The following is an 18900-nucleotide window of genomic DNA, read 5'->3' as shown; positions in this document are numbered from 1 at the left end:
TGCTGGCCTCAGCCCAGCCTGAGCGCGGTGCCGGCCTGCTCGCTCACATAGCCCGACAGTGCCGCGTACAGTTCGCCGCCGTTGCGCGTGTCGACCCAGCGCTCGCCGTCGCGGCGGAAGTGGAATCCGCCGGAGCGCGCCGCCACCCACAGTTCCTGCATCGGCGCCTGGCTGTTGATGATGATCTTGGAGCCGTTCTCGAACTCCAGTTCCATCACGTTGCCGGTGCGGCTGATTTCCACATCGGCATCGGCCGCGTCGGCGGCCGCTTCGACCGCGGCTTCGATGCGGTCCAGCTCCTGCGTGGCCAGGGCCAGGAACTCGCTTTCGCTCAAGGGGGGCATGCTAAACTCCGAGACCGCCGTTGCCGCCGCTGCCCGAACCGGGCGTACGTGGCGCGAACGGCGTTTTTTTGTTGAGAATTCATGTAGCGCAGAGCTTGGACGACCCGGCCAGATATGCGTCATTGCGCCGGAATCCGCCAACGCCATGCCAACAGCCTAAAGGACGACCGATGCTGCGTCGTGTTGCGATTGTATCGGCGTTTGCCGCCACCCTTGCGATGCCCCTGCTGGGCGGATGCGGCATCCGCGGGCCGCTGACCATGCCCAAGGTACCGCCCGAGCCGACTGCGCCCACCGTGACCGATCCCGGCCTGGGCCGCACCGATGTGGTGCCGCTTCCGGCGCCTGCGTCAGCTCCTGCCAGCCAGCCGGCATCGTCGCCCGCCGCCCCCACTACCCGATAACCATGACCGCTTTTTTCCATCGCCAGGACGGTGCGCTTGCCGTCGAGCAGGTGCCGCTGGCGCAGATCGCCGCTGAATTTGGCACGCCCACCTATGTCTATTCGCGTGCGGCGCTGACCGCCGCGTACCAGGCCTACGCCGCTGCCTGCCAGGGCCGCAAGGCGCAGGTCCAGTACGCCATGAAGGCCAACTCCAACCTGGCGGTGCTGCAGGTGTTCGCCAGGCTGGGCGCGGGCTTCGACATCGTTTCGGGTGGCGAACTCAAGCGCGTGCTGGCCGCCGGCGGCGACGCGCGCAAGGTGGTGTTCTCGGGCGTGGGCAAGAGCGCGGCGGAGATGGAACTGGCGCTGGCGCACGACGTGCGCTGCTTCAATGTCGAGTCGATTCCCGAGCTGGACCGGCTGAACGAGGTTGCCGGCCGTGTCGGCAAGCGCGCCCGGGTGTCGCTGCGCATCAACCCGGATGTCGACGCCAAGACCCATCCGTACATCTCCACCGGCCTGAAGGGCAACAAGTTCGGCATCGCCTTCGAGGACGTGCTGCCGACCTACCGTGCCGCGGCCGCGCTGCCGCACCTGGAAGTGACCGGCATCGACTGCCATATCGGCTCGCAGATCACCGAGGTCGAGCCCTACCTGGAAGCGCTGGACAAGGTGCTGGACGTGGTCGAGGCGCTCGAGCGCGAGGGCATCAACCTGGAACACATCGACGTGGGCGGCGGCCTGGGCATCACCTATACCGATGAGACCCCGCCGGACATCACCGGCTTTGCCAGCACGCTGCTGGAACGCGTGGCCGCGCGTGGCCATGATCACCGCGAGGTGCTGTTCGAGCCGGGCCGTTCGCTGGTGGGCAATGCCGGCGTGCTGCTGACGCAGGTGGAATTCCTCAAGCCCGGCGAAGCCAAGAATTTCTGCATCGTCGATGCGGCCATGAACGACCTGGCCCGACCGGCGATGTACGAGGCGTACCACCGCATCGAGCCGGTCGCGCTGCGCGACGCTGCGCCGGTGACCTACGACATCGTCGGCCCGGTGTGCGAGTCTGGCGACTGGCTTGGCCGCGACCGCGCGCTGTCGGTGCAGCCGGGCGACCTGCTGGCGGTCATGTCTGCGGGTGCGTACGGCTTCACCATGAGCTCGAACTACAATACCCGCCCGCGCGCCGCCGAAGTGATGGTGGACGGCGCCCGCGTGCACCTGGTGCGCGAGCGCGAGCTGGTAGAAGACCTGTTCCGCGACGAGCGCCTGCTGCAGGACTGATCGCCACCACGCAGCCGGCTACGCGGCCGGCTGCGGCGAATCAGGCAGCCCTGCCCTTGCGCGCCCACCACCAGACCCGCATCCCCAGCAGCACGAACACCACCGCGGCATAGATCGAGACTTCGCTGAAGTCGTTCTTGCCCGCCTTGTGCCACCAGTAGTGCAGGATCGCCAGCACCGCGGTCGCATAGACCAGCCTGTGCAGCGCCTGCCAGCGCTTGCCGCCCAGGCGGCGCACCATGCCGTTGGTCGACGTCAGCGCCAGCGGCACCATCAGCACGAAGGCCGTGAACCCCACCGTGATAAAGGGACGCTTGTACACGTCCTTGATCATGTAGGCCAGGTCAAAGCCGCGATCCACGCCGATCCACAGCAGGAAGTGCTGCAACCCATAGAAGAACGCAAACAAACCCAGCATGCGGCGCAGCCTGATCAGCCAGTTCCAGCCGGTCAGCCGGCGCAACGGCGTGATCGCCAGCGTCAGGCACAGCATCACCAGTGTCCAGGTGCCGGTCGAGCGGGTGACGAATTCCAGCGGGTTGGCGCCGTATTGCCCGGTTGCGCCAAGGTAAAGCAGCCGGATGAACGGCAACAGCGCCAGCAGCCACAAGACGATCTTGACGGCGTGCACTCGCTGCGGCGACAGGGCAGCCAGGCCGGCCGGTTTGCGCGCGACGCGGCCCGCGGTGGCTGCCGCGTTGGAAGTGGAAGCCATGCGTTCACTCGGCATCAGAAGTTCTTCTTCAGGTCCATGCCCTGGTACAGCGATGCCACCTGCTGGCCGTAGCCGTTGAACGGCAGCGTCTTGCGCTTGGGCGCGAACAGCGCGCCGAAACCGCCGCCGCGCTCCTCGCCGATGCGGCGCTCGGTCGCCTGGCTCCAGCGCGGGTGGTCGACGTCGGGGTTCACGTTGGAATAGAAACCGTATTCCTGCGGCGCCGCCAGGTTCCAGCTGGTGGGCGGCTGCTTGTCGACAAAGCGGATCCTGACGATCGACTTGGCGCTCTTGAAGCCGTATTTCCACGGCAGCACCATCCGCACCGGCGCGCCGTTCTGGTTGGGCAGCACCTCGCCGTACAGGCCGAAGGTCAGCAGCGCCAGCGGGTGCATCGCCTCGTCCATGCGCAGGCCTTCGCTGTAGGGCCAGTCCAGCACGCTGCTGCTGACGCCGGGCATCTGCTTCTTGTCGGCGAGGGTGATGAACTGCACGTATTTCGCGCCGGGTTGCGGCTCGACGCGCCTGATCAGCTCGGCCAGCGGATAGCCGATCCAGGGGATTACCATCGACCATCCTTCGACGCAGCGCAGGCGGTAGACGCGCTCTTCCATCGCCGCGATCTTCATCAGCTCGTCCAGGTCGTAGACCTTGGGCTTCTTCACCAGCCCTTCCACCGACACCTGCCATGGGCGCGGGCGCAGCGTGCCGGCGTTGCGGGCCGGGTCGGACTTGTCGGTGCCGAACTCGTAGAAGTTGTTGTAGGTGGTCACGTCCTGGTAGGGCGTGCGCTTCTCGGTCACAACGTAGGCGTTGTTGGGCGTGGCCGCCAGCTTCGGGCCGTGCTGCCCCTCCGCCCAGGCGTTACGGGCAAACCATGGCGCCAGCGTGGCGCCGGCGGTGCCCGCGGCGGCCAGCGCCAGCATGCGGCGGCGCGACTCGAAGATATGGCGGGGAGTGATCTCGTCGGTGGCGATATCGCCGCCGCGGAGCCATTTGGGGGAAGGAATCAACATGGTTTTCCTCGTTGCCTGGCACTTGCAGGGTTGGACTCAGGGCTTGGTCGTGGCGTGCGGTCCATTCCTGACAAATTTTTTTCGGTGCGGCGTAGATGCGGCGCAGGCGCCACGCCGGCGGCTAGCCGCCCTGGTATTGCTGGTAGACCGCCTGCGCCAGCGTCAGCAGCCGCGCGCGCTCAAGCGGCCCGGCCAGCGCGAAGCCGAGGTCGCGGTCGATCCAGTAGAAGGCCATCGGCGCCGGAGCGGTGGCCGGCCGCCGCGCGCCTTCGCGCGGCATATGTTCGACGCGGAAGCCGGTGTCGGGCGTGCCTTGCGTCATGCGCCGCAACTGCAGCGACAGGCGCGTGCCGTCGTCCGCTTCGTACATCAGGATGGCCGACGGGCCGCCTTCGGCGACGCCCAGCCGTCCGCCGATCAGGTGGAAGCCCTGCGCGCGCAGGTCGGGCACTTGCAGCGCCATGCCGATGCGCTTGGACAACCACGCGATCAGGTGAGCTTCGTCGCTGGCGGCGACTTCCACGGGGTGACGCATTTCCGGCGCGTACACCACGTGCGTGGCAAGCGCCTCGCGTGCAAAGCGCTCGCCGGGTGCCATCGTCACGGTGGTGCTGCCCATGCGATCGTGGGCCACCCAGCCGAGCGCGCCCCCGAGCGCCAGCAGTGCCACCGAGGCACAGGTGGCGGCCAGTGCCATGGTCCAGCGCGGCGCGTGCCGGCGCCCGTCCTGGCGCGGCTCGCCACGCAGCGCGGGCGGCAGCGCGGCCAGCGGCACCGGTTCGTTCAATACGGGATCCAGCATGCCGTGCAGCGCATCGGCCTGGCGGCGCCATGCGGCGACCTGCGCCGCTGCGTCCGGGTGCTGCGCCAGGTACGCCTCCACCGCTGCGCGGCGCGCGCCGGACAGCTGGCCGTCGGCGTAGGCATGGAGATCGGCTTCGTGGATTGCGGACATCATTTCACCCGCTGCAGTGTGCTGGCGGCAGGCATGGGCTGGGCGGGAGCGCCGCCGTCGAGCAACCGCCGCATCTGCTCGCGCGCGCGCGCCAGGCGCGACATCACCGTGCCTTGCGGGATGTCGAGCACGCGCGCCGCCTCGGCATAGGTCAGTTGCTCCAGGCTGACCAGCAGCAGCACCGCGCGCTGGGCCTCGGGAAGCTGCGCCAGCGCCTGCAGCAGGTCGCGGCGCAGGCCAGGGTCGGCCGCGGGCGCGCTGACCTCAGGCAGGGTATCGGTGGCCACCACCAGGTCCTTGCGGCGCAAGCTGTTCAGGCGCAGCCGGTGCATCAGGGTCAGCAGCCACGGCAACAGACCGTCGGCGCCGTCGCCCCACCAGGCGCCGGGGCGCAGGCGGAAGCGCCAGCGGTAGCGCAGCGCGCGCTCGAGCGTGTCCTGCACCAGGTCGTCGGCCTGCGCCGAGTCGCCGGTGAGACCCCGCGCGTGGCGCCGCAGCCGCGGCGCCAGCGCTACGAGCTGGCCCTCAAAGCCTTCCATGCCGTGGCTTGCTTCAGTACGTCCAGGGCGTCAGCCCTTCAGGGCTTGGCGACGTGCCAGACGTTGTTGAGGTTGTCGCCGGTCTTGTCGCCAGGCTTGGCGTCCTTGGCAAAACGGTACAGCGGCATGCCGCGGTAGGCCCACTGCTTGCCGCCGTCATCGCGGGTGATGATGGTGTACTGGCCCGAGGGGTTCGTGCCCGGCGCGGCCATCAGCGGCGGCCAGTTGGTGGCGCAAGGGCCGTTGCAGGCGCTCTTGCCGCTGTTGGCGGTGTCGCGGTCGAAGGTGTACAGCGTCAGGCCCTGCGGGTCAGTCAGCACGCCATCGGTCACCTTCACCGTAGGCGGCATGGTGCCGGCGCTGCTGCCGCCCATGCCCATGCCCATGCCGGAACAGCCGGCGAGCAGGACAGCCGCGCAGCCGAGCGCCAGCGCGGCGGGACGAATGAGGGATGCTGCAGAGGTAAGACGCACACGTGCCATGATCTTTTTCTCCATGCTAACCGGTACCGCCAGCCGGCACCGTTCCACCAGTAAACACCGGATGTGATGCCTTTATTCCGTCACGTTGCAAAAAAAGACAAAAAAACCTGCCCGGAGGCAGGTTTTTTTGCATGGCGCCATGATCCGCCGTGCGTGGCGCTCAGAGTTCGCCGTAGCTGTGCAGGCCGGACAGGAACATGTTGACGCCGAGGAAAGCAAAGGTCGTCACCAGCAGTCCGACCAGCGCCCACCACGCAGCCACCGTGCCGCGCAGGCCCTTCATCAGCCGCATATGCAGCCACGCCGCGTAGTTCAGCCACACGATCAGCGCCCAGGTCTCCTTCGGGTCCCAGCTCCAGTAACCGCCCCAGGCTTCGGCCGCCCACAGCGCGCCGAGGATGGTGGCGATGGTGAAGAAGGCAAACCCGACCGCAATGGCCTTGTACATCACGTCGTCGAGCAGTTCCAGCGACGGCAGCCGCTCGGCAAGGATGCCGCGCTGCTTGAGCAGGTACGCGACCGATACCATCGCCGCCAGCGCAAAGGTGCCGTAGCCGATGAAGTTGGCCGGCACGTGGATCTTCATCCACCAACTTTGCAGCGCCGGCACCAGCGGCTGGATTTCCTGCGCGTTGCGGGTGACCGTGTACCACAGCAGGAAGCCCACAGCGGCCGACACCACCAGCATGACGAACGGGCCAAGCGCGCGCGTGCGGTAGCGGCCTTCGTAGTACAGGTAGAACAGCGAAGTGATCAGCGTGAACAGCACGAACACTTCATACAGGTTCGAGATGGGGATATGGCCGATGTCGGTGCCGATCAGGTACGACTCGTACCAGCGCACCAGCATGCCGGTGAAACCCAGCACGATCGCGCCCCAGCACAGCTTGCTGCCGATGCTGTAGCCGGTGTCCGAGCGCGTGGCCAGTCCGACCCAGTAGAACAGCGTGGACAGGAACACCAGCGCGCTCATCCACAGGATGGCCGACTGGCTCGACAGGAAGTACTTGAGGAAGAACGCCTGGTCCGCGCGCGCGAGCTGGCCCTGGTAGAGCTGGATCGCAAATAGCGACAGCACCGTCAGCCCCAGCATCAGCGGACGTACCGGCTTCCAGTGCCAGCCGAGCAGTGCAAAGGTAGGCACGGCGCCGATCAGCACGGCCTTGTCGTAGCCATCCATCCACTGGCCGTATTGCGACAGCGCAACGCCCGCGCCGACGGCCAGCGCCAGCGCGAACAGCCAGTCCACCGACGTCAGCCGGCGCAGGAAGGAAGGTTCGAGATAGGCCTCGTCGCCGGCGCCCGCCTGGGCGCGCTTGGCGTGGTGGGCCGGGTTCACGTTTGAAGACATAGCGTATCTGCTCGTTTAACGGCTGCCGCCCTGATGTGGGGCTTCCGTGGGGGTCCCGCCGGCGGCACGGCCGACGTCATCGCGCAGCGCCGTGAATTCCTTTTCGAAGTCCATCGTGCGGCGCTGGGTCGACATCGCCATCAGTACATGGCTGCTGGACGGCGTGGCCTCTGCGGAGGGCTTGTCCCTGATCCAGATCCAGACGCGGCGCTCGCGGATATAGAACATCGCGAACACGCCCAGCGTCAGCAGCAGACAACCAAGATACACGATGTTCTTGCCCGGCGCACGGGTCATCTGGAACACGCTGGCCTTGATTTCCTTGAACTCGTCGAGCTGCAGGAATACCGGTGCGCCGTAGAAGAAACTGTCCGACAGCGCATTGATCGCCTGCTGCAGGAAGGTGCCGCTTTGCGCGCTGTTTGGCACCACCGGCAGCTTGTCCTGGGCGCGCGCCAGCTGCCAAAGCTCCCACATCGAGCCATTCAGGATCTTCAGCAGCACGTCTGCGGCCTTCTGCTGCTCGGCCTGCGGCACCGACTTTTCCAGGAACGCCGCGATCGCGGTGAAGCCGCCCGGCGGCGAGTCCGGCGTCGGGCGCGTGGCGCCGGCAAACAGGTCGAGCGCGCGCAGCGCGCTTTCGGCAAGCTGGCGGCGCAGGTCGGCCTTGTCGTCTCCCGGCATCGAAACCAGCGCAAAACGGCGCGCGGCCTCGCCGCGCAGCGCACGGTCCTGCAGCGCGGCGCGCAGGCGCATCCAGTCGGCAACGCTGCCCTGGTCGTCGGCGGGAATGCGCAGGTAGCGGAACTGCTCGCTCGGCGATTCGCGCATGCCGGCCAGGAACACCGACTGCCCGTCCATCTGCACGGGCACCATGTAGTTGTTGTACTCGCGCGCCTGCCCGGTGCGATCGCGCAGCTTGTACTGCACCGAGGGGCCGACGTTTCGCAGCGTCTTGGCGCGGTCGGCGCTGGCCGCGGCACCCAGGTGCTTCTCCAGCGTCTCGTTCAGCGACTTGCGCGCGACGCCGCGCGCATCGGGCTTGCCCGAGGCATCGGTGACATTCTCGATATTCATCAGCCGGAAGTCGCTGAACTCGACCGTCACGCCTTCGCTGTCCGCGTCGGTGCCGGTGCCCTTGAGCGGCGCATTGCCGCCTACGGCACCATCGATGGCAAAGGTGCCGCGTGCGGTGCCCTGCATCGGATAGCCGACGAACTTCAGGCGCGAGCCGCCATCCTCGAAGCTGGACTGGTAGATCGCGATGCCGTCGACGATCAGCGGCTCGTTCACCTTGATGGTCGCCTCGGTCTGTTTGCCGGTGACGCGGTCGGTGACGACCACGTCGGAGGCGAACAGCTTGGGCATGCCGGTCTGGTAGAAATCGATTGAGAACTTCTTGAGCGTGAGCGCGAACGGCAGGTCCTGCACCAGCGCGCCGTCGGCGACGTTCAGGATGGCCGTGGACACGGTCTGCCCCTCGGGCACGTAGGCATTGCCGCGAAAGCCGGGGTTGGTCGCCGGCAGCCGATGCTGCGGCGGGATCTCGCTGATCACCGCGTTGCCGCTGATCGGGGTCTTGCCACCCAGCCACATCTGCGCGCGGATCAGCATGTCGCCGTCGAGCAGGCCGCCGATGCAGATCACCACGATGGCGGTATGCGCCAGGATATAGCCGACCTTGTTGGCGGCCCCCGCCTTGCCCGCCAGCAGCGTGGCGCCGTCATGCTCGACTGCCTTGATGCGGTAGCCGCGGTTGCGCAGCAGCGCCGACAGCCTGCCGACCGCCTCGGTGCGCGTGCGCGCGCCGTCGAACTCGCCGCGATGGTGGAAGGCGCGCAGGCTGCGCTCGCGCACATGGTCCTTCCACGAGCGCATGTCCGCAATCATCTTGGGCGTGTTGCGCACCAGGCAGAGCGTGGTGGACACCACCAGGAAGGCCAGGATCAGCAGGAACCACCACGAGCCGTAGACCTTCTGCAGCGACAGCGTATGGAAGACATCGGCCCAGAACGGCCCGAACTGATTGACGTAGTTCGGATACGGCTCGTTCTGCTTGAGCACGGTACCGATGACGCTGGCAATGGAGATCACGGTCAGCAACGTGATCGCGAAGCGCATCGAGGACATCAATTCGACCGCGTCGCGCAACACGCGGTGAGGGGTCTTCAGGTGCAGCCCTGAAGTGGAGGCGGTCGACATGTGCAGTGAAACCTAAGACAACGTGCTGCTTTGAAATGAAAAAGGGTGGACTTGCTTGGACGAGCAGGCCACCCTTTTCGATTTTGACAAGCGCGTTCGGTTGCATGCCACGCGGGCTGCATGCCGAAGCGCAGGCGCCTGGCGGCGCCAGCGTACTGCGCTAACGTCGTTACCGGACGCCGGCGACGTAGTCCGCCACCGCCTTGATCTCGGCATCCGACATCTTGGCGGCGATGGTCGTCATGACCGAATTGTTCTTGCGGGTGCCCTGGCGGAACGCCACCAGCTGTGCCTCGGTGTATTCCGACCACTGTCCGCCAATACGCGGATACTGGGCCGGGATGCCAGCACCGGTGGGGCCATGGCAGGCGGCGCAGGCCGGCACGCCCTTGGCGGCGATGCCGCCACGGTAGATCTTCTGGCCTTCCTCGATCGTGTTCTTGTTCTTGGCGGTGGCCGGCTTGATCGGCTGCTTGGCCAGGTAGGCGCCAATGTTGCGCATTTCGTCGTCAGTCAGCACCGATGCCATCGGCACCATGATCGCGTTATTGCGCGCCTTGGACTTGAAGTCGGCCAGTTGCTTGTGAACGTATTCCGGATGCTGGGCAGCCAGCTTGGGGTTGGCGGCGGCCGCGCTGTTGCCGGCTGCGCCGTGGCAGCTCAGGCAGGCGGGCACATTGCGATCCGGGGCACCTTGCGTGTACAGCGTCTCACCCTTGGCCGGGTCGGCCTTCGCGGCGGCCTGCTCTGCGGCAGATGCCAGTCCGGAAAGGGCGGCTGCAGGAACGGCCAGTGCCAGGACACCCAGAATCTTCGCAATGCGGTTCATTCGCACACCTTCTCTGAATTGTTTTGGATACCGTAATGCATGCCGACCGGCACTCTGCCGGCGGTGAGGACGCGCCGGGGCAAAGGCCTGACATCGTGGCGACCCGCGCGGATGACCGATCCGCTGCGGTTTGCCTGGCGGCAGACCCCCGCCAGCCCCTGCTCCGCAGCCGCGGCACCCGAGGTGCAACACATGATGCGAAACAAGGCCGTGCCCACGATAGGACGACACAACGAGGCTTCCCGTCCGGACAACGGCAGCCGAGCCACGCGGCAAAGGATGTCGCGCGTCACCCGGTCAGGAGACCGTAAACCGGCGTATTGTACAATAAGTTATGTGCCGGATTGATGCCTTGCGCCCTGCCGTGCCGTGTTGATGCGGCTGCGGGCTGCGCCAGATCAAACCCCGGCGAGCGGCCCCGGCCGCAGCCCTGCCCACCCTTGGCGGTACCCCCGGCCACGGCCGCGCCAAAGCGCGCCGCGCGGCGCCCCGCCCTACCTCTCCAGCGCATGTCCCTTCTTCACCAGGCCCGCTTCTTTATTACCGTCAACCACCTGCGCGACCTGCCCGCCACGGCCGTGCCCGAGGTAGCCTTCGCCGGCCGCTCCAACGCCGGCAAGTCCACCGCCATCAACATCCTGTGCAACCAGAAGCGGCTAGCGTTTTCCTCGCGCACGCCCGGGCGCACGCAGCACATCAACTATTTCACGGTAGCCCCGGTCAAGGCGCCGGAACCGCAGGCGTTCCTGGTCGATCTCCCGGGCTACGGTTATGCAGAGGTGTCGGGCTCGGCCAAGTACCACTGGCAGGGCCTGCTCAGCGACTACGTGCAGACGCGGCCGCAACTGTCGGGCCTGATCCTGATGATGGATGCGCGCCGGCCGTTCACCGACCTCGATTGCCAGATGGTCGAGTGGTTCCTGCCGACCGGCAAGCCGATCCACGTTCTGCTGACCAAGGCCGACAAGCTCACCAACAGCGAGAACGCCAAGGCACTGCGCGAGACGCGCAAGATGCTGCAGGGCTATGCCGAGCAACTGGAGACTCCGGTGCCCCTCACGGCCCAGCTGTTTTCCAGCCTCAAGCGGCGCGGCATCGAAGAAGCGCAGGGTGTGATCGCCGGCTGGCTCAACCTGCCTGAGGCTCAAAAGGACGCAGCGCAGGATGCAGCCCCGACGGCTGAGCCGCCTCCTTCCACGGGTCCTGCGTCCCCTGCGGCATAAAGCCGCAGCGTTGCAAGCGCGCAAAAAAAAAGCCCCGCTGCAAGCAGCGGGGACGAACTTTCCCGCCGCTGGGGCGGGTACCCGCTCAGGGAGGAGTAGCGGGGGACACCCGCGCCACGCAAGGCGCAACGCATAGTGTCCGCGAGTATGATGGCGGGCACGCACAAAAGTTTAGTTTTTCTTCAGCCGGCATCCTTGCGCCGCGCGCGCAGTGCTTGCCGGCTGGCAATTGGGACCTTCCTGTCCCGTCTCCAGCACAAGAAGCCTGCCATGTCGACCTTCCCCGAGTACCGCCCGCGCCGCATGCGCCGCGACGATTTCTCCCGCCGCATGATGCGCGAACATCGCCTGTCGCCGGACAACCTTATCTATCCGGTGTTCATCCTCGACGGCCAGAACCAGCGCCAGTCCGTGGCCTCGATGCCGGGCGTCGAGCGGGTCTCCGTGGACCTGCTGATGCCGGTGGCCGAAGACTGCGTCAAGCTCGGCATCCCGGTGCTCGCGCTGTTCCCGGTGATCGACTCTTCGCTGAAAACGCCCGATGGCATCGAGGCCATCAATCCCGACGGCCTGGTGCCGCGCGCGGTGCGGGCGCTGAAGGACCGCTTCCCCGAACTCGGCGTGCTGTGCGATGTTGCGCTCGACCCCTACACCAGCCATGGCCAGGACGGCGTGCTGGATGAAAACGGCTACGTCATCAACGACACCACCGTGGAGATCCTTGTGCGCCAGGCGCTGGCCCAGGCCGATGCGGGCGTCGATATCGTGGCCCCGTCCGACATGATGGATGGCCGCATCGGCGCGGTGCGCACGGCGCTGGAAGACAACGGCCACATCCATACGCGCATCATGGCTTACTCGGCCAAGTACGCATCGGCCTTCTACGGGCCCTTCCGCGATGCGGTGGGCTCGGCCGCCAACCTGGGCAAGGGCAACAAGATGACCTACCAGATGGATCCGGCCAACACCGACGAAGCCCTGCGTGAAGTGGCGCAGGACATCCTGGAAGGCGCCGACATGGTGATGGTCAAGCCCGGCATGCCGTACCTCGACATCGTGCGCCGCGTGAAGGACGAGTTCCGCTTCCCCACCTACGTCTACCAGGTCAGCGGCGAGTACGCGATGCTGAAGGCCGCCGCACAGAACGGCTGGCTCGATCACGACAAGGTCATGATGGAATCGCTGCTCGCCTTCCGCCGCGCCGGCGCCGACGGCATCCTGACCTATTTCGCACGCGACGCCGCGCGCCTGCTGGCCGCCTGAACTGCGCCGCTCTATCGGGAACTGATCACCTATGGAACTGCTCGGCTTCTCGGCCAGCCAGGTACACCCGCTTGCCTCGCTCGCCGAAGCGGGCAGCTTCCTCGGCGGGAATGCCGCCGCGCTGTTCGTCTGGGCGGACTTTTCCACGGAAGAAGTCACCGCTGCCCCGGATGCCTGGCGCGAGAATGTGCGCCAGCTCGCAGGCGCCTCGGTCCTCGACCTGCACCTGGCCGACGCCACCAATGCGGCGCATCCGTCGTATTTCGACACGACCAATGCGTATGACATGGTGATTTTCCGCAAGCTGACCTTCGAGACCAGCCGCGCGATCGCCGAGGCCGGGCCGCAGGAGGCAACGCCAGCCAATGCGCCCGGGACATCGGGCGACGCGACGGCGCGTGCGCGCCGGTATCCGCCCGGCTTTCTACCCGCACTGGCCAGGATCGATACCCAGCCGGTCACGTTCTTCGTCTTCGATACGCTGCTGGTCACGGTGCGCAGCGGCCCGTCGCGCACCGTCGACCAGGTGCGCCAGCGCCTGCTCGAGCTTTGCCAGGCGCCGCGGCCGCAAGCGGCGCCCGCGCGCGGCAACGGCCAGACGTTGCTGCACGGCGTGCGTCCGCCCAACCGGCCAGAGGACCTGATGCTGCGCCTGCTCAATGCGATGGTGGACCGCTATCTGGAATTGCGCGCCCCGCTGACACGCCAGCTCGACCGCTGGCAGCGCGCGCTGCTGAACTCGCGCCGCAGTTTTTCCAGCTGGGAGGGGCTGCTCGACGCGCGCATACAGCTGCGCAAGCTGGAGCACCTTAGCGAGGAGCAGCGCGATGCGCTGCAGGAATTCCGCGACAGCCTGCTCGACAACCGCTACAGCAGCGACCAGCAAGGCACCCCGGTAGACGTCCCGGGGCGCGACGAAGTGTTGCTGGTACGCATCAACGACGTGATGGAACATATCCAGCGCGTGCTCGCGCATGCGCGGCGGCTGGAGGATTCAATCGAGTCGGCGGTGCAGATCCACTTTTCGGCAGTGGCCCACCGCACCAACCGCACCATGCGCATGCTGACGCTGATCACGGCGCTGTTCATGCCGCTGACGCTGATCACCGGCATCTTCGGCATGAATTTCGAGCGCATGCCGTGGCTGCAGGCGCCGGATGGATTCTGGTGGTCCATCGGACTGATGGGGGCGGTGGTAGTGGTGCTGGGCGCGCTGTGGGCCGTGGCGCGGCAGCTGGAGCACTAGCGCAGGCGCGGGTACGCCTCAGGTGCTGGCGCGCTTGCCGAAGGCCCGCTCCAGGCTCTCCAGGAAACGGTTGGCCGACTGATAGCCGATCACCCGCACCGGCCGCTCGCGCCCATCCGGCCCGAACAGGATGATCCCCGGCGGCCCGAACAGCCCGAAGCGCTTGAGCAGTGCCTTGTCGTCGGCATTGTTGGCGGTCACGTCCGCCTGCAGCAGCACGATTTCGGACAACCGCGCGCGCACGCGCGGGTCGACGAAGGTCATGCGCTCCATTTCCTTGCAGCTGACGCACCAGTCGGCATAGAAATCTAGCAGCACCGGCTTGCCGGTTGCCGCGGCCTGCGCCACGCGGGCATCCAGGTCCGCGACACTGCGCACGCGCTCGAAGCGCACCGCCTGGGCGGCACCTGCGCTTTCCGCACCGCGGCCCGCGCTCAGGTGCGACAGCGGCTGCAGCGGGTCGCGCCCGCCCGATGCCACGCCGATCAGCACGATGGCCGCGGCGATCGCAAACAAGACGCCAAGCCCCTTGCCCACGCGCGCCAGGTTGCGCGGATCGGCACCGAGCCCGTCAAAGGCGCCGAGGAACACCGCCGCGACCAGCAACAGTACCGCCACCAGCAGCATCGTCGCCCACGCCGGCAGCACCGGACTAAGCATCCACAGCGCCACCCCCAGCAGCAGGAAGCCGAAGAAGCGCTTGGTCACTTCCATCCAGCGCCCGGCGCGCGGCAGCAGGTTGCCCGCGCCCACGCCCACCAGCACCAGCGGCACGCCCATGCCGATTGCCATCGCAAACAGCGCCGCGCCGCCGATGACCGCATCGCGGGTCTGCGCGATATAGGCCAGGGCGCCCGCCAGCGGCGCGGTCACGCACGGCCCGACGATCAGCGCGGAGATCGCGCCCATTGCCGCCGCACCGGCTACCTGGCCGCCCTGGCGGCGGTTCGACGATTCCGTCAGCCGCGTCTGCCAGCGCTGCGGCAGCTGCAGCTCGTACAGGCCGAACATCGAAAGCGCCAGCGCCACCATCAGCGCGGCAAACAAGCCCAGCACCCATGGGGTCTGCAGCGCGGCCGAGAGGCCTTCGCCCAGCAGCCCGGCAGCCACGCCGACGGCGGTGTACACCACCGCCATGCCCAGTACATAGGCCAGCGACACCACCAGAGCACGGCTGCGCGTAACGTGTTCGCCGACGACGATCGATGACAGGATTGGCACCATCGGCAGCACGCACGGCGTGAAGGTCAGCAGCAGGCCCAGGCCGAAGAAGAGCACCGCGATCAGGCCCACGTTTCCGCTCGCCAGCGCGCCCGCGATGCGGTCGCTGTCATCCGCGCGCAGCGTCGCAGCGGGCGCCGGCTGGGGCGGCTGGGCTGGCTGAGCCGGCGACGGGGCCGCAGCAGGTGCATCGGAGCGCCCGCGTTTGCCGAACAGGTCAGCCAGGCCGGTGCCGCCGACCTTGTAGACGCTTTCCATCGGGGGATAGCACAGGCCCTTGTCGGCGCAGCCCTGCGAGGTGACCGTCAGCTTCCACTTGCCGTCGGCAGGTGCCGCCGCCACCGGCACGCGGATGGTCACGCTGTCGCGGTACGTCTCCATCTCCTTGCCGAAGGTCTCGTCGAACTTGACCTTGCCATGCGGGAAGTCCGGCTTGCCGAGCTGCACGGCGGCAGGCTCGGTCGCAAAGGCGAAACGCTCCCGGTACATGTAGTAGCCGGGCGCGACATCGAAACGCACCTCCACGGTGTTTTCGTCGATCTGGCGCGCGGCGAAGCGGAAAGCTTGCTCTGGCGGCAGGAAGTCGTCCTCCGTTGCCGCCAGCGCAGCGCCAGCCAGGCAAAGCCAGGCCAGTACTGCGAGCAGGACTGCGGCAATATGCCGCGCGCGGACCAGCCCGCGCGCGCGCTCCGGAAGTGCCAAACCGATGTTCATGAACCTGTTCCCTGTCTGTTCTGGCTGATAGGCTCCGCCGTACCCGCTGCTGCGCGGCAGTCCCGCTGGCCCCTTATTCCACCGGCATCGCGCCGGCACCCGTCTCGCTGCGCACCCACGCCAGATAAGGCGCAAAACCCGCCGTCACCGGCACGGCGATGATCTCCGGCACGTCATAGGGGTGATGTTGCCGGATCACGGCCTCCAGTGCAGCGTAGCGTGCGCGCGTGGTCTTGATCAGCAGCGGCCACTCCTGCGCCTGCTCCAGCACGCCTTGCCACCAGTATTCGGATTCAACCGGGGGCAAACGGTTCACGCAGGCCGCCGCGCGCGCCTCCAGCACGGCCCGGGACAGCCGCGCCGCCGTCTCGGCATCGGGGGTATTGGTGATCACCACGAGCACTTCAGCGGGATCGGGTGACTGGCCGGCATCGGGCATCGGCACTCTCCTGGAATGGCTGGCAATGGCGGCTGGCGCCCAAAACAAAAGAGCCAGGCGGATGCCTGGCTCGATTGTAAGCGGTGTGCCCGCAACCGTCGCACGACGGCAGCAGGCAGGAAACGCACTTATTCCGCGGCTTCTTCAGCCGGGGCTTCGGTGATTTCCGGACGATCCACCAGCTCGACCAGCGCCATCGGCGCGTTGTCGCCCTGACGGAAGCCGAACTTCAGGATGCGGGTGTAGCCGCCCGGACGGGTGGCGTAGCGCGGGCCCAGTTCGGTGAACAGCTTGGTGACCATGTCGCGGTCGCGCAGGCGGGCGAAAGCCAGGCGGCGGTTGGCAACGGTGTCCTTCTTGGCCAGCGTGATCAGCGGCTCGACGACCTTGCGCAGTTCCTTGGCCTTGGGCACGGTGGTCTTGATCAGCTCGTGCTGGAACAGCGAGTTGGACATGTTGCGCAGCATCGCGAGACGGTGCGACGAGGTGCGGTTCAGTTTCCGCAGACCATGACGGTGACGCATGATGATTCCTTTCAGTTAAGTGTTTGACCAGCTCTTCTATCGTCCGATGCGGCTGGACGCGGGCCGGTAGTCATACATGCCCCGGCTGAAAGCCGGGGCGGTTACCGCAGTGCGGGGCCGAAACCCCGCGCCGCAATTACTTCTCCAGACCTGCGGGCGGCCAGTTCTCGAGCTTCATGCCGAGGGTCAGGCCACGCGAGGCGAGGACTTCCTTGATCTCGTTGAGCGACTTGCGACCCAGGTTCGGGGTCTTCAGCAGCTCGTTCTCGGTACGCTGGATCAGGTCGCCGATGTAGTAGATGTTCTCGGCCTTCAGGCAGTTGGCCGAACGCACCGTCAGTTCCAGGTCGTCGACCGGGCGCAGCAGGATCGGATCGATCTGCGGCGTGCGGCTCGAAGCAGCCTCGGCTGCCGACTCGGTACCTTCCAGCGCGGCGAACACGGACAGCTGGTCGACCAGGATGCGGGCCGACTGGCGGATCGCTTCCTCGGGCGAGATCACGCCGTCGGTTTCGATGTTCATCACCAGCTTGTCCAGGTCGGTACGCTGCTCGACGCGAGCGGACTCAACGGCGTACGACACGCGGCGCACCGGCGAGAACGAGGCGTCCAGCACGATGCGGCCGATGACCTTGCCCGACTCGTCGCCGAACTTGCGCACGTTGCCCGGCACATAGCCACGGCCTTGCTCGACCTTGATCTGCATGTCCAGCTTGCCGCCGGCCGACAGATGAGCGATTACGTGGTTCGGGTTGATGATCTCGACGTCGTGCGGCAACTCGATATCGGCAGCCGTGACAACGCCTTCGCCATCCTTGCGCAGCGACACCGTGACTTCATCACGGTTGTGCAGCTTGAACACCACGCCCTTCAGGTTGAGCAGCAGGTTGACGACGTCTTCCTGCACGCCGTCGATGGTGGAATACTCGTGGACCACCCCAGCGATCGTGACTTCGGTCGGGGCATAGCCGACCATCGACGACAGCAGCACGCGACGCAGGGCGTTACCGAGCGTATGGCCGTAGCCGCGCTCGAACGGCTCCATCACGACTTTGGCGTGATGGTCGCCCAGAGGCTCGACGGCAATGATTTTTGGCTTGAGGAGTGCTGTTTGCATTAGGTTGTCCTTTTCAATACCCTCGGCTCGTTACACCGATAAGGCTGACGTTTGGAACCTGAAAATACCCATCGTAACGATGGGCGAAGCCCGACCGCGCGTAGCGCGCGTCGGGCTGAAAGAGAAGCTTTGCGGAGAACGCAAGCGCTGGGCCGTCTGCTCGCGGATTAACGCGAGTACAGTTCGACGATCAGGCTTTCGTTGATGTCACCAGAGATATCGGCGCGATCCGGAACTTGCTTGAAGGTACCTTCGAACTTCTTGGCATCCACGGCAACCCAGGTCGGGAAGCCCGACTGCTCGGCCAGCGACAGCGATTCGGCGATACGGACTTGCTTCTTCGACTGTTCGCGGATGGCAACGATGTCGCCCGACTTGATCTGGGCCGACGGCACGTTCAGGGTCTGGCCATTCACCAGGATAGCCTTGTGCGAAACCAGCTGGCGCGCTTCGGCGCGGGTCGAGCCAAAGCCCATGCGGTAGACCACGTTATCCAGGCGCGATTCCAGCAGTTGCAGCAGGTTTTCGCCGGTGTTGCCCTTGCGACGGTCGGCTTCGGCGAAGTAGCGGCGGAACTGGCGCTCGAGCACGCCGTAGATGCGCTTGACCTTCTGCTTTTCGCGCAGCTGGTTGCCGTAGTCGGAGGTGCGGGCACCCGAGGTGCGGCCGTGCTGGCCCGGCTTGCTGTCCAGCTTGCACTTGTCGGCCAGCGAGCGGCGCGAGCTCTTCAGGAACAGGTCGGTGCCTTCACGGCGGGAAAGTTTGGCCTTCGGGCCGGTATAACGTGCCACGTTGTCTTCCTTTGATCGATCACGGCGCCTTCTTGACGCGCCGCGAGTCCGTCAACGCAGTTCTTCCCAGAACTCTGGGAGGACCGTGACGGACGGTGGGCTTATGAAGCGCGACCTGGCCGGTTGTGGCCGGATACGACGCTGAAAGCATTTACAGTGCATCAACGCCGGAATGTGCATTATGCGTCATCCCGTCGATGCAAAACGAAAACCTGCCGCATCAAATGCAGCAGGTCAACGCGCGATAGTACCATATCCGAAAC

General features: G+C 66.4%; 19 protein-coding genes. 5 read left to right on the top strand and 14 right to left on the bottom strand.

Going from position 1 to position 18900, the window contains the following annotated elements; all coding sequences use genetic code 11:
• Positions 1-8: 8 nt before the first annotated feature.
• Positions 9-344 carry an iron donor protein CyaY gene (gene cyaY, locus VSR71_RS22155; RefSeq protein ID WP_209761038.1) on the bottom strand — a complete coding sequence of 112 codons (336 nt, stop codon included), beginning with the start codon at positions 342-344 and terminating at the stop codon, positions 9-11.
• A gap of 170 nt (positions 345-514) precedes the next feature.
• On the opposite strand from cyaY, the gene VSR71_RS22150 reads away from it, so the two are divergent.
• Entirely contained in the window at positions 515-748 is a 234-nt protein-coding gene (locus tag VSR71_RS22150; RefSeq protein ID WP_342915960.1) for a hypothetical protein, read from the top strand.
• A gap of 2 nt (positions 749-750) precedes the next feature.
• Complete coding sequence (lysA, locus tag VSR71_RS22145; protein ID WP_342915959.1) at positions 751-2010, top strand: diaminopimelate decarboxylase; 1260 nt, start codon at positions 751-753, stop codon at positions 2008-2010.
• Between the two features lie 40 nt (positions 2011-2050).
• On the opposite strand, the gene msrQ is transcribed toward lysA, so the two are convergent.
• The 8 genes from msrQ to VSR71_RS22105 all read right to left on the bottom strand — a co-directional run bounded on the left by msrQ (position 2051) and on the right by VSR71_RS22105 (position 10099).
• Complete coding sequence (msrQ, locus tag VSR71_RS22140; RefSeq protein ID WP_342915958.1) at positions 2051-2740, bottom strand: protein-methionine-sulfoxide reductase heme-binding subunit MsrQ; 690 nt, start codon at positions 2738-2740, stop codon at positions 2051-2053.
• A complete protein-coding gene (gene msrP / locus VSR71_RS22135) occupies positions 2740-3741 on the bottom strand; it encodes a protein-methionine-sulfoxide reductase catalytic subunit MsrP (protein WP_342915957.1) in 1002 nt (333 codons plus the stop codon). Before msrP ends, msrQ begins: the two co-directional genes overlap by 1 nt.
• A 121-nt stretch (positions 3742-3862) precedes the next feature.
• The gene (locus tag VSR71_RS22130; protein ID WP_342915956.1) at positions 3863-4699 is read right to left on the bottom strand and encodes an anti-sigma factor; all 837 of its coding nucleotides are present in this window, start codon (positions 4697-4699) and stop codon (positions 3863-3865) included.
• The gene (locus VSR71_RS22125; protein WP_342915955.1) at positions 4696-5235 is read right to left on the bottom strand and encodes an RNA polymerase sigma factor; all 540 of its coding nucleotides are present in this window, start codon (positions 5233-5235) and stop codon (positions 4696-4698) included. Before VSR71_RS22125 ends, VSR71_RS22130 begins: the two co-directional genes overlap by 4 nt.
• A gap of 38 nt (positions 5236-5273) precedes the next feature.
• Positions 5274-5717 carry a hypothetical protein gene (locus tag VSR71_RS22120; protein ID WP_342915954.1) on the bottom strand — a complete coding sequence of 148 codons (444 nt, stop codon included), beginning with the start codon at positions 5715-5717 and terminating at the stop codon, positions 5274-5276.
• Between the two features lie 160 nt (positions 5718-5877).
• Positions 5878-7068: a c-type cytochrome biogenesis protein CcsB gene (ccsB, locus tag VSR71_RS22115; protein ID WP_342915953.1), complete on the bottom strand. Its 1191-nt coding sequence runs from the start codon at positions 7066-7068 to the stop codon at positions 5878-5880.
• 15 nt (positions 7069-7083) lie between these two features.
• The gene (locus tag VSR71_RS22110) at positions 7084-9270 is read right to left on the bottom strand and encodes a cytochrome c biogenesis protein ResB (RefSeq protein ID WP_342915952.1); all 2187 of its coding nucleotides are present in this window, start codon (positions 9268-9270) and stop codon (positions 7084-7086) included.
• Between the two features lie 169 nt (positions 9271-9439).
• Positions 9440-10099: a c-type cytochrome gene (locus tag VSR71_RS22105; protein ID WP_133093435.1), complete on the bottom strand. Its 660-nt coding sequence runs from the start codon at positions 10097-10099 to the stop codon at positions 9440-9442.
• 509 nt (positions 10100-10608) lie between these two features.
• Here VSR71_RS22105 and yihA point away from each other — a divergent pair.
• From yihA to VSR71_RS22090, 3 genes are all read left to right on the top strand, one after another.
• Complete coding sequence (gene yihA, locus VSR71_RS22100; RefSeq protein WP_342915951.1) at positions 10609-11322, top strand: ribosome biogenesis GTP-binding protein YihA/YsxC; 714 nt, start codon at positions 10609-10611, stop codon at positions 11320-11322.
• A gap of 270 nt (positions 11323-11592) precedes the next feature.
• Positions 11593-12585, top strand: coding sequence for a porphobilinogen synthase (hemB, locus tag VSR71_RS22095; RefSeq protein WP_342915950.1), 993 nt, complete (start codon positions 11593-11595; stop codon positions 12583-12585).
• A gap of 31 nt (positions 12586-12616) precedes the next feature.
• Positions 12617-13831 carry a magnesium transporter CorA family protein gene (locus tag VSR71_RS22090; protein WP_342915949.1) on the top strand — a complete coding sequence of 405 codons (1215 nt, stop codon included), beginning with the start codon at positions 12617-12619 and terminating at the stop codon, positions 13829-13831.
• A gap of 18 nt (positions 13832-13849) precedes the next feature.
• Here VSR71_RS22090 and dsbD read toward each other — a convergent pair whose 3' ends face one another.
• From dsbD to rpsD, 5 genes are all read right to left on the bottom strand, one after another.
• A complete protein-coding gene (gene dsbD / locus VSR71_RS22085; protein WP_342915948.1) occupies positions 13850-15766 on the bottom strand; it encodes a protein-disulfide reductase DsbD in 1917 nt (638 codons plus the stop codon).
• A 73-nt stretch (positions 15767-15839) separates the two neighbouring features.
• Positions 15840-16205, bottom strand: a complete 366-nt coding sequence (gene cutA / locus VSR71_RS22080) for a divalent-cation tolerance protein CutA (RefSeq protein WP_342915947.1) — start codon at positions 16203-16205, stop codon at positions 15840-15842.
• Positions 16206-16333: 128 nt separating this feature from the next.
• A complete protein-coding gene (rplQ, locus tag VSR71_RS22075) occupies positions 16334-16729 on the bottom strand; it encodes a 50S ribosomal protein L17 (protein ID WP_010812373.1) in 396 nt (131 codons plus the stop codon).
• A 136-nt stretch (positions 16730-16865) separates the two neighbouring features.
• On the bottom strand, positions 16866-17846 hold the full coding sequence (locus tag VSR71_RS22070; RefSeq protein WP_010812374.1) for a DNA-directed RNA polymerase subunit alpha: 981 nt from the start codon (positions 17844-17846) through the stop codon (positions 16866-16868).
• Between the two features lie 167 nt (positions 17847-18013).
• Positions 18014-18637, bottom strand: a complete 624-nt coding sequence (gene rpsD, locus VSR71_RS22065) for a 30S ribosomal protein S4 (protein WP_342915946.1) — start codon at positions 18635-18637, stop codon at positions 18014-18016.
• Positions 18638-18900: the final 263 nt, after the last annotated feature.

The organism is Cupriavidus oxalaticus (genome assembly GCF_038900635.1).
In the GTDB taxonomy this organism is placed as follows: domain Bacteria; phylum Pseudomonadota; class Gammaproteobacteria; order Burkholderiales; family Burkholderiaceae; genus Cupriavidus; species Cupriavidus oxalaticus_B.
This window is presented reverse-complemented; position numbering and strand designations above follow the sequence as displayed.

Bases quoted from the DNA above. Each gene is read 5' to 3' on its own strand.
- VSR71_RS22150 (WP_342915960.1), top strand. From the start codon at position 515: ATGCTGCGTCGTGTTGCGATTGTATCGGCGTTTGCCGCCACCCTTGCG.
- VSR71_RS22070 (WP_010812374.1), bottom strand. From the start codon at position 17,846: ATGCAAACAGCACTCCTCAAGCCAAAAATCATTGCCGTCGAGCCTCTG.
- ccsB (WP_342915953.1), bottom strand. From the start codon at position 7,068: ATGTCTTCAAACGTGAACCCGGCCCACCACGCCAAGCGCGCCCAGGCG.
- VSR71_RS22130 (WP_342915956.1), bottom strand. From the start codon at position 4,699: ATGATGTCCGCAATCCACGAAGCCGATCTCCATGCCTACGCCGACGGC.
- lysA (WP_342915959.1), top strand. From the start codon at position 751: ATGACCGCTTTTTTCCATCGCCAGGACGGTGCGCTTGCCGTCGAGCAG.
- VSR71_RS22110 (WP_342915952.1), bottom strand. From the start codon at position 9,270: ATGTCGACCGCCTCCACTTCAGGGCTGCACCTGAAGACCCCTCACCGC.
- VSR71_RS22105 (WP_133093435.1), bottom strand. From the start codon at position 10,099: ATGAACCGCATTGCGAAGATTCTGGGTGTCCTGGCACTGGCCGTTCCT.
- cutA (WP_342915947.1), bottom strand. From the start codon at position 16,205: ATGCCCGATGCCGGCCAGTCACCCGATCCCGCTGAAGTGCTCGTGGTG.
- VSR71_RS22090 (WP_342915949.1), top strand. From the start codon at position 12,617: ATGGAACTGCTCGGCTTCTCGGCCAGCCAGGTACACCCGCTTGCCTCG.
- hemB (WP_342915950.1), top strand. From the start codon at position 11,593: ATGTCGACCTTCCCCGAGTACCGCCCGCGCCGCATGCGCCGCGACGAT.
- VSR71_RS22125 (WP_342915955.1), bottom strand. From the start codon at position 5,235: ATGGAAGGCTTTGAGGGCCAGCTCGTAGCGCTGGCGCCGCGGCTGCGG.
- yihA (WP_342915951.1), top strand. From the start codon at position 10,609: ATGTCCCTTCTTCACCAGGCCCGCTTCTTTATTACCGTCAACCACCTG.
- rplQ (WP_010812373.1), bottom strand. From the start codon at position 16,729: ATGCGTCACCGTCATGGTCTGCGGAAACTGAACCGCACCTCGTCGCAC.
- msrP (WP_342915957.1), bottom strand. From the start codon at position 3,741: ATGTTGATTCCTTCCCCCAAATGGCTCCGCGGCGGCGATATCGCCACC.
- msrQ (WP_342915958.1), bottom strand. From the start codon at position 2,740: ATGCCGAGTGAACGCATGGCTTCCACTTCCAACGCGGCAGCCACCGCG.
- cyaY (WP_209761038.1), bottom strand. From the start codon at position 344: ATGCCCCCCTTGAGCGAAAGCGAGTTCCTGGCCCTGGCCACGCAGGAG.
- dsbD (WP_342915948.1), bottom strand. From the start codon at position 15,766: ATGAACATCGGTTTGGCACTTCCGGAGCGCGCGCGCGGGCTGGTCCGC.
- VSR71_RS22120 (WP_342915954.1), bottom strand. From the start codon at position 5,717: ATGGCACGTGTGCGTCTTACCTCTGCAGCATCCCTCATTCGTCCCGCC.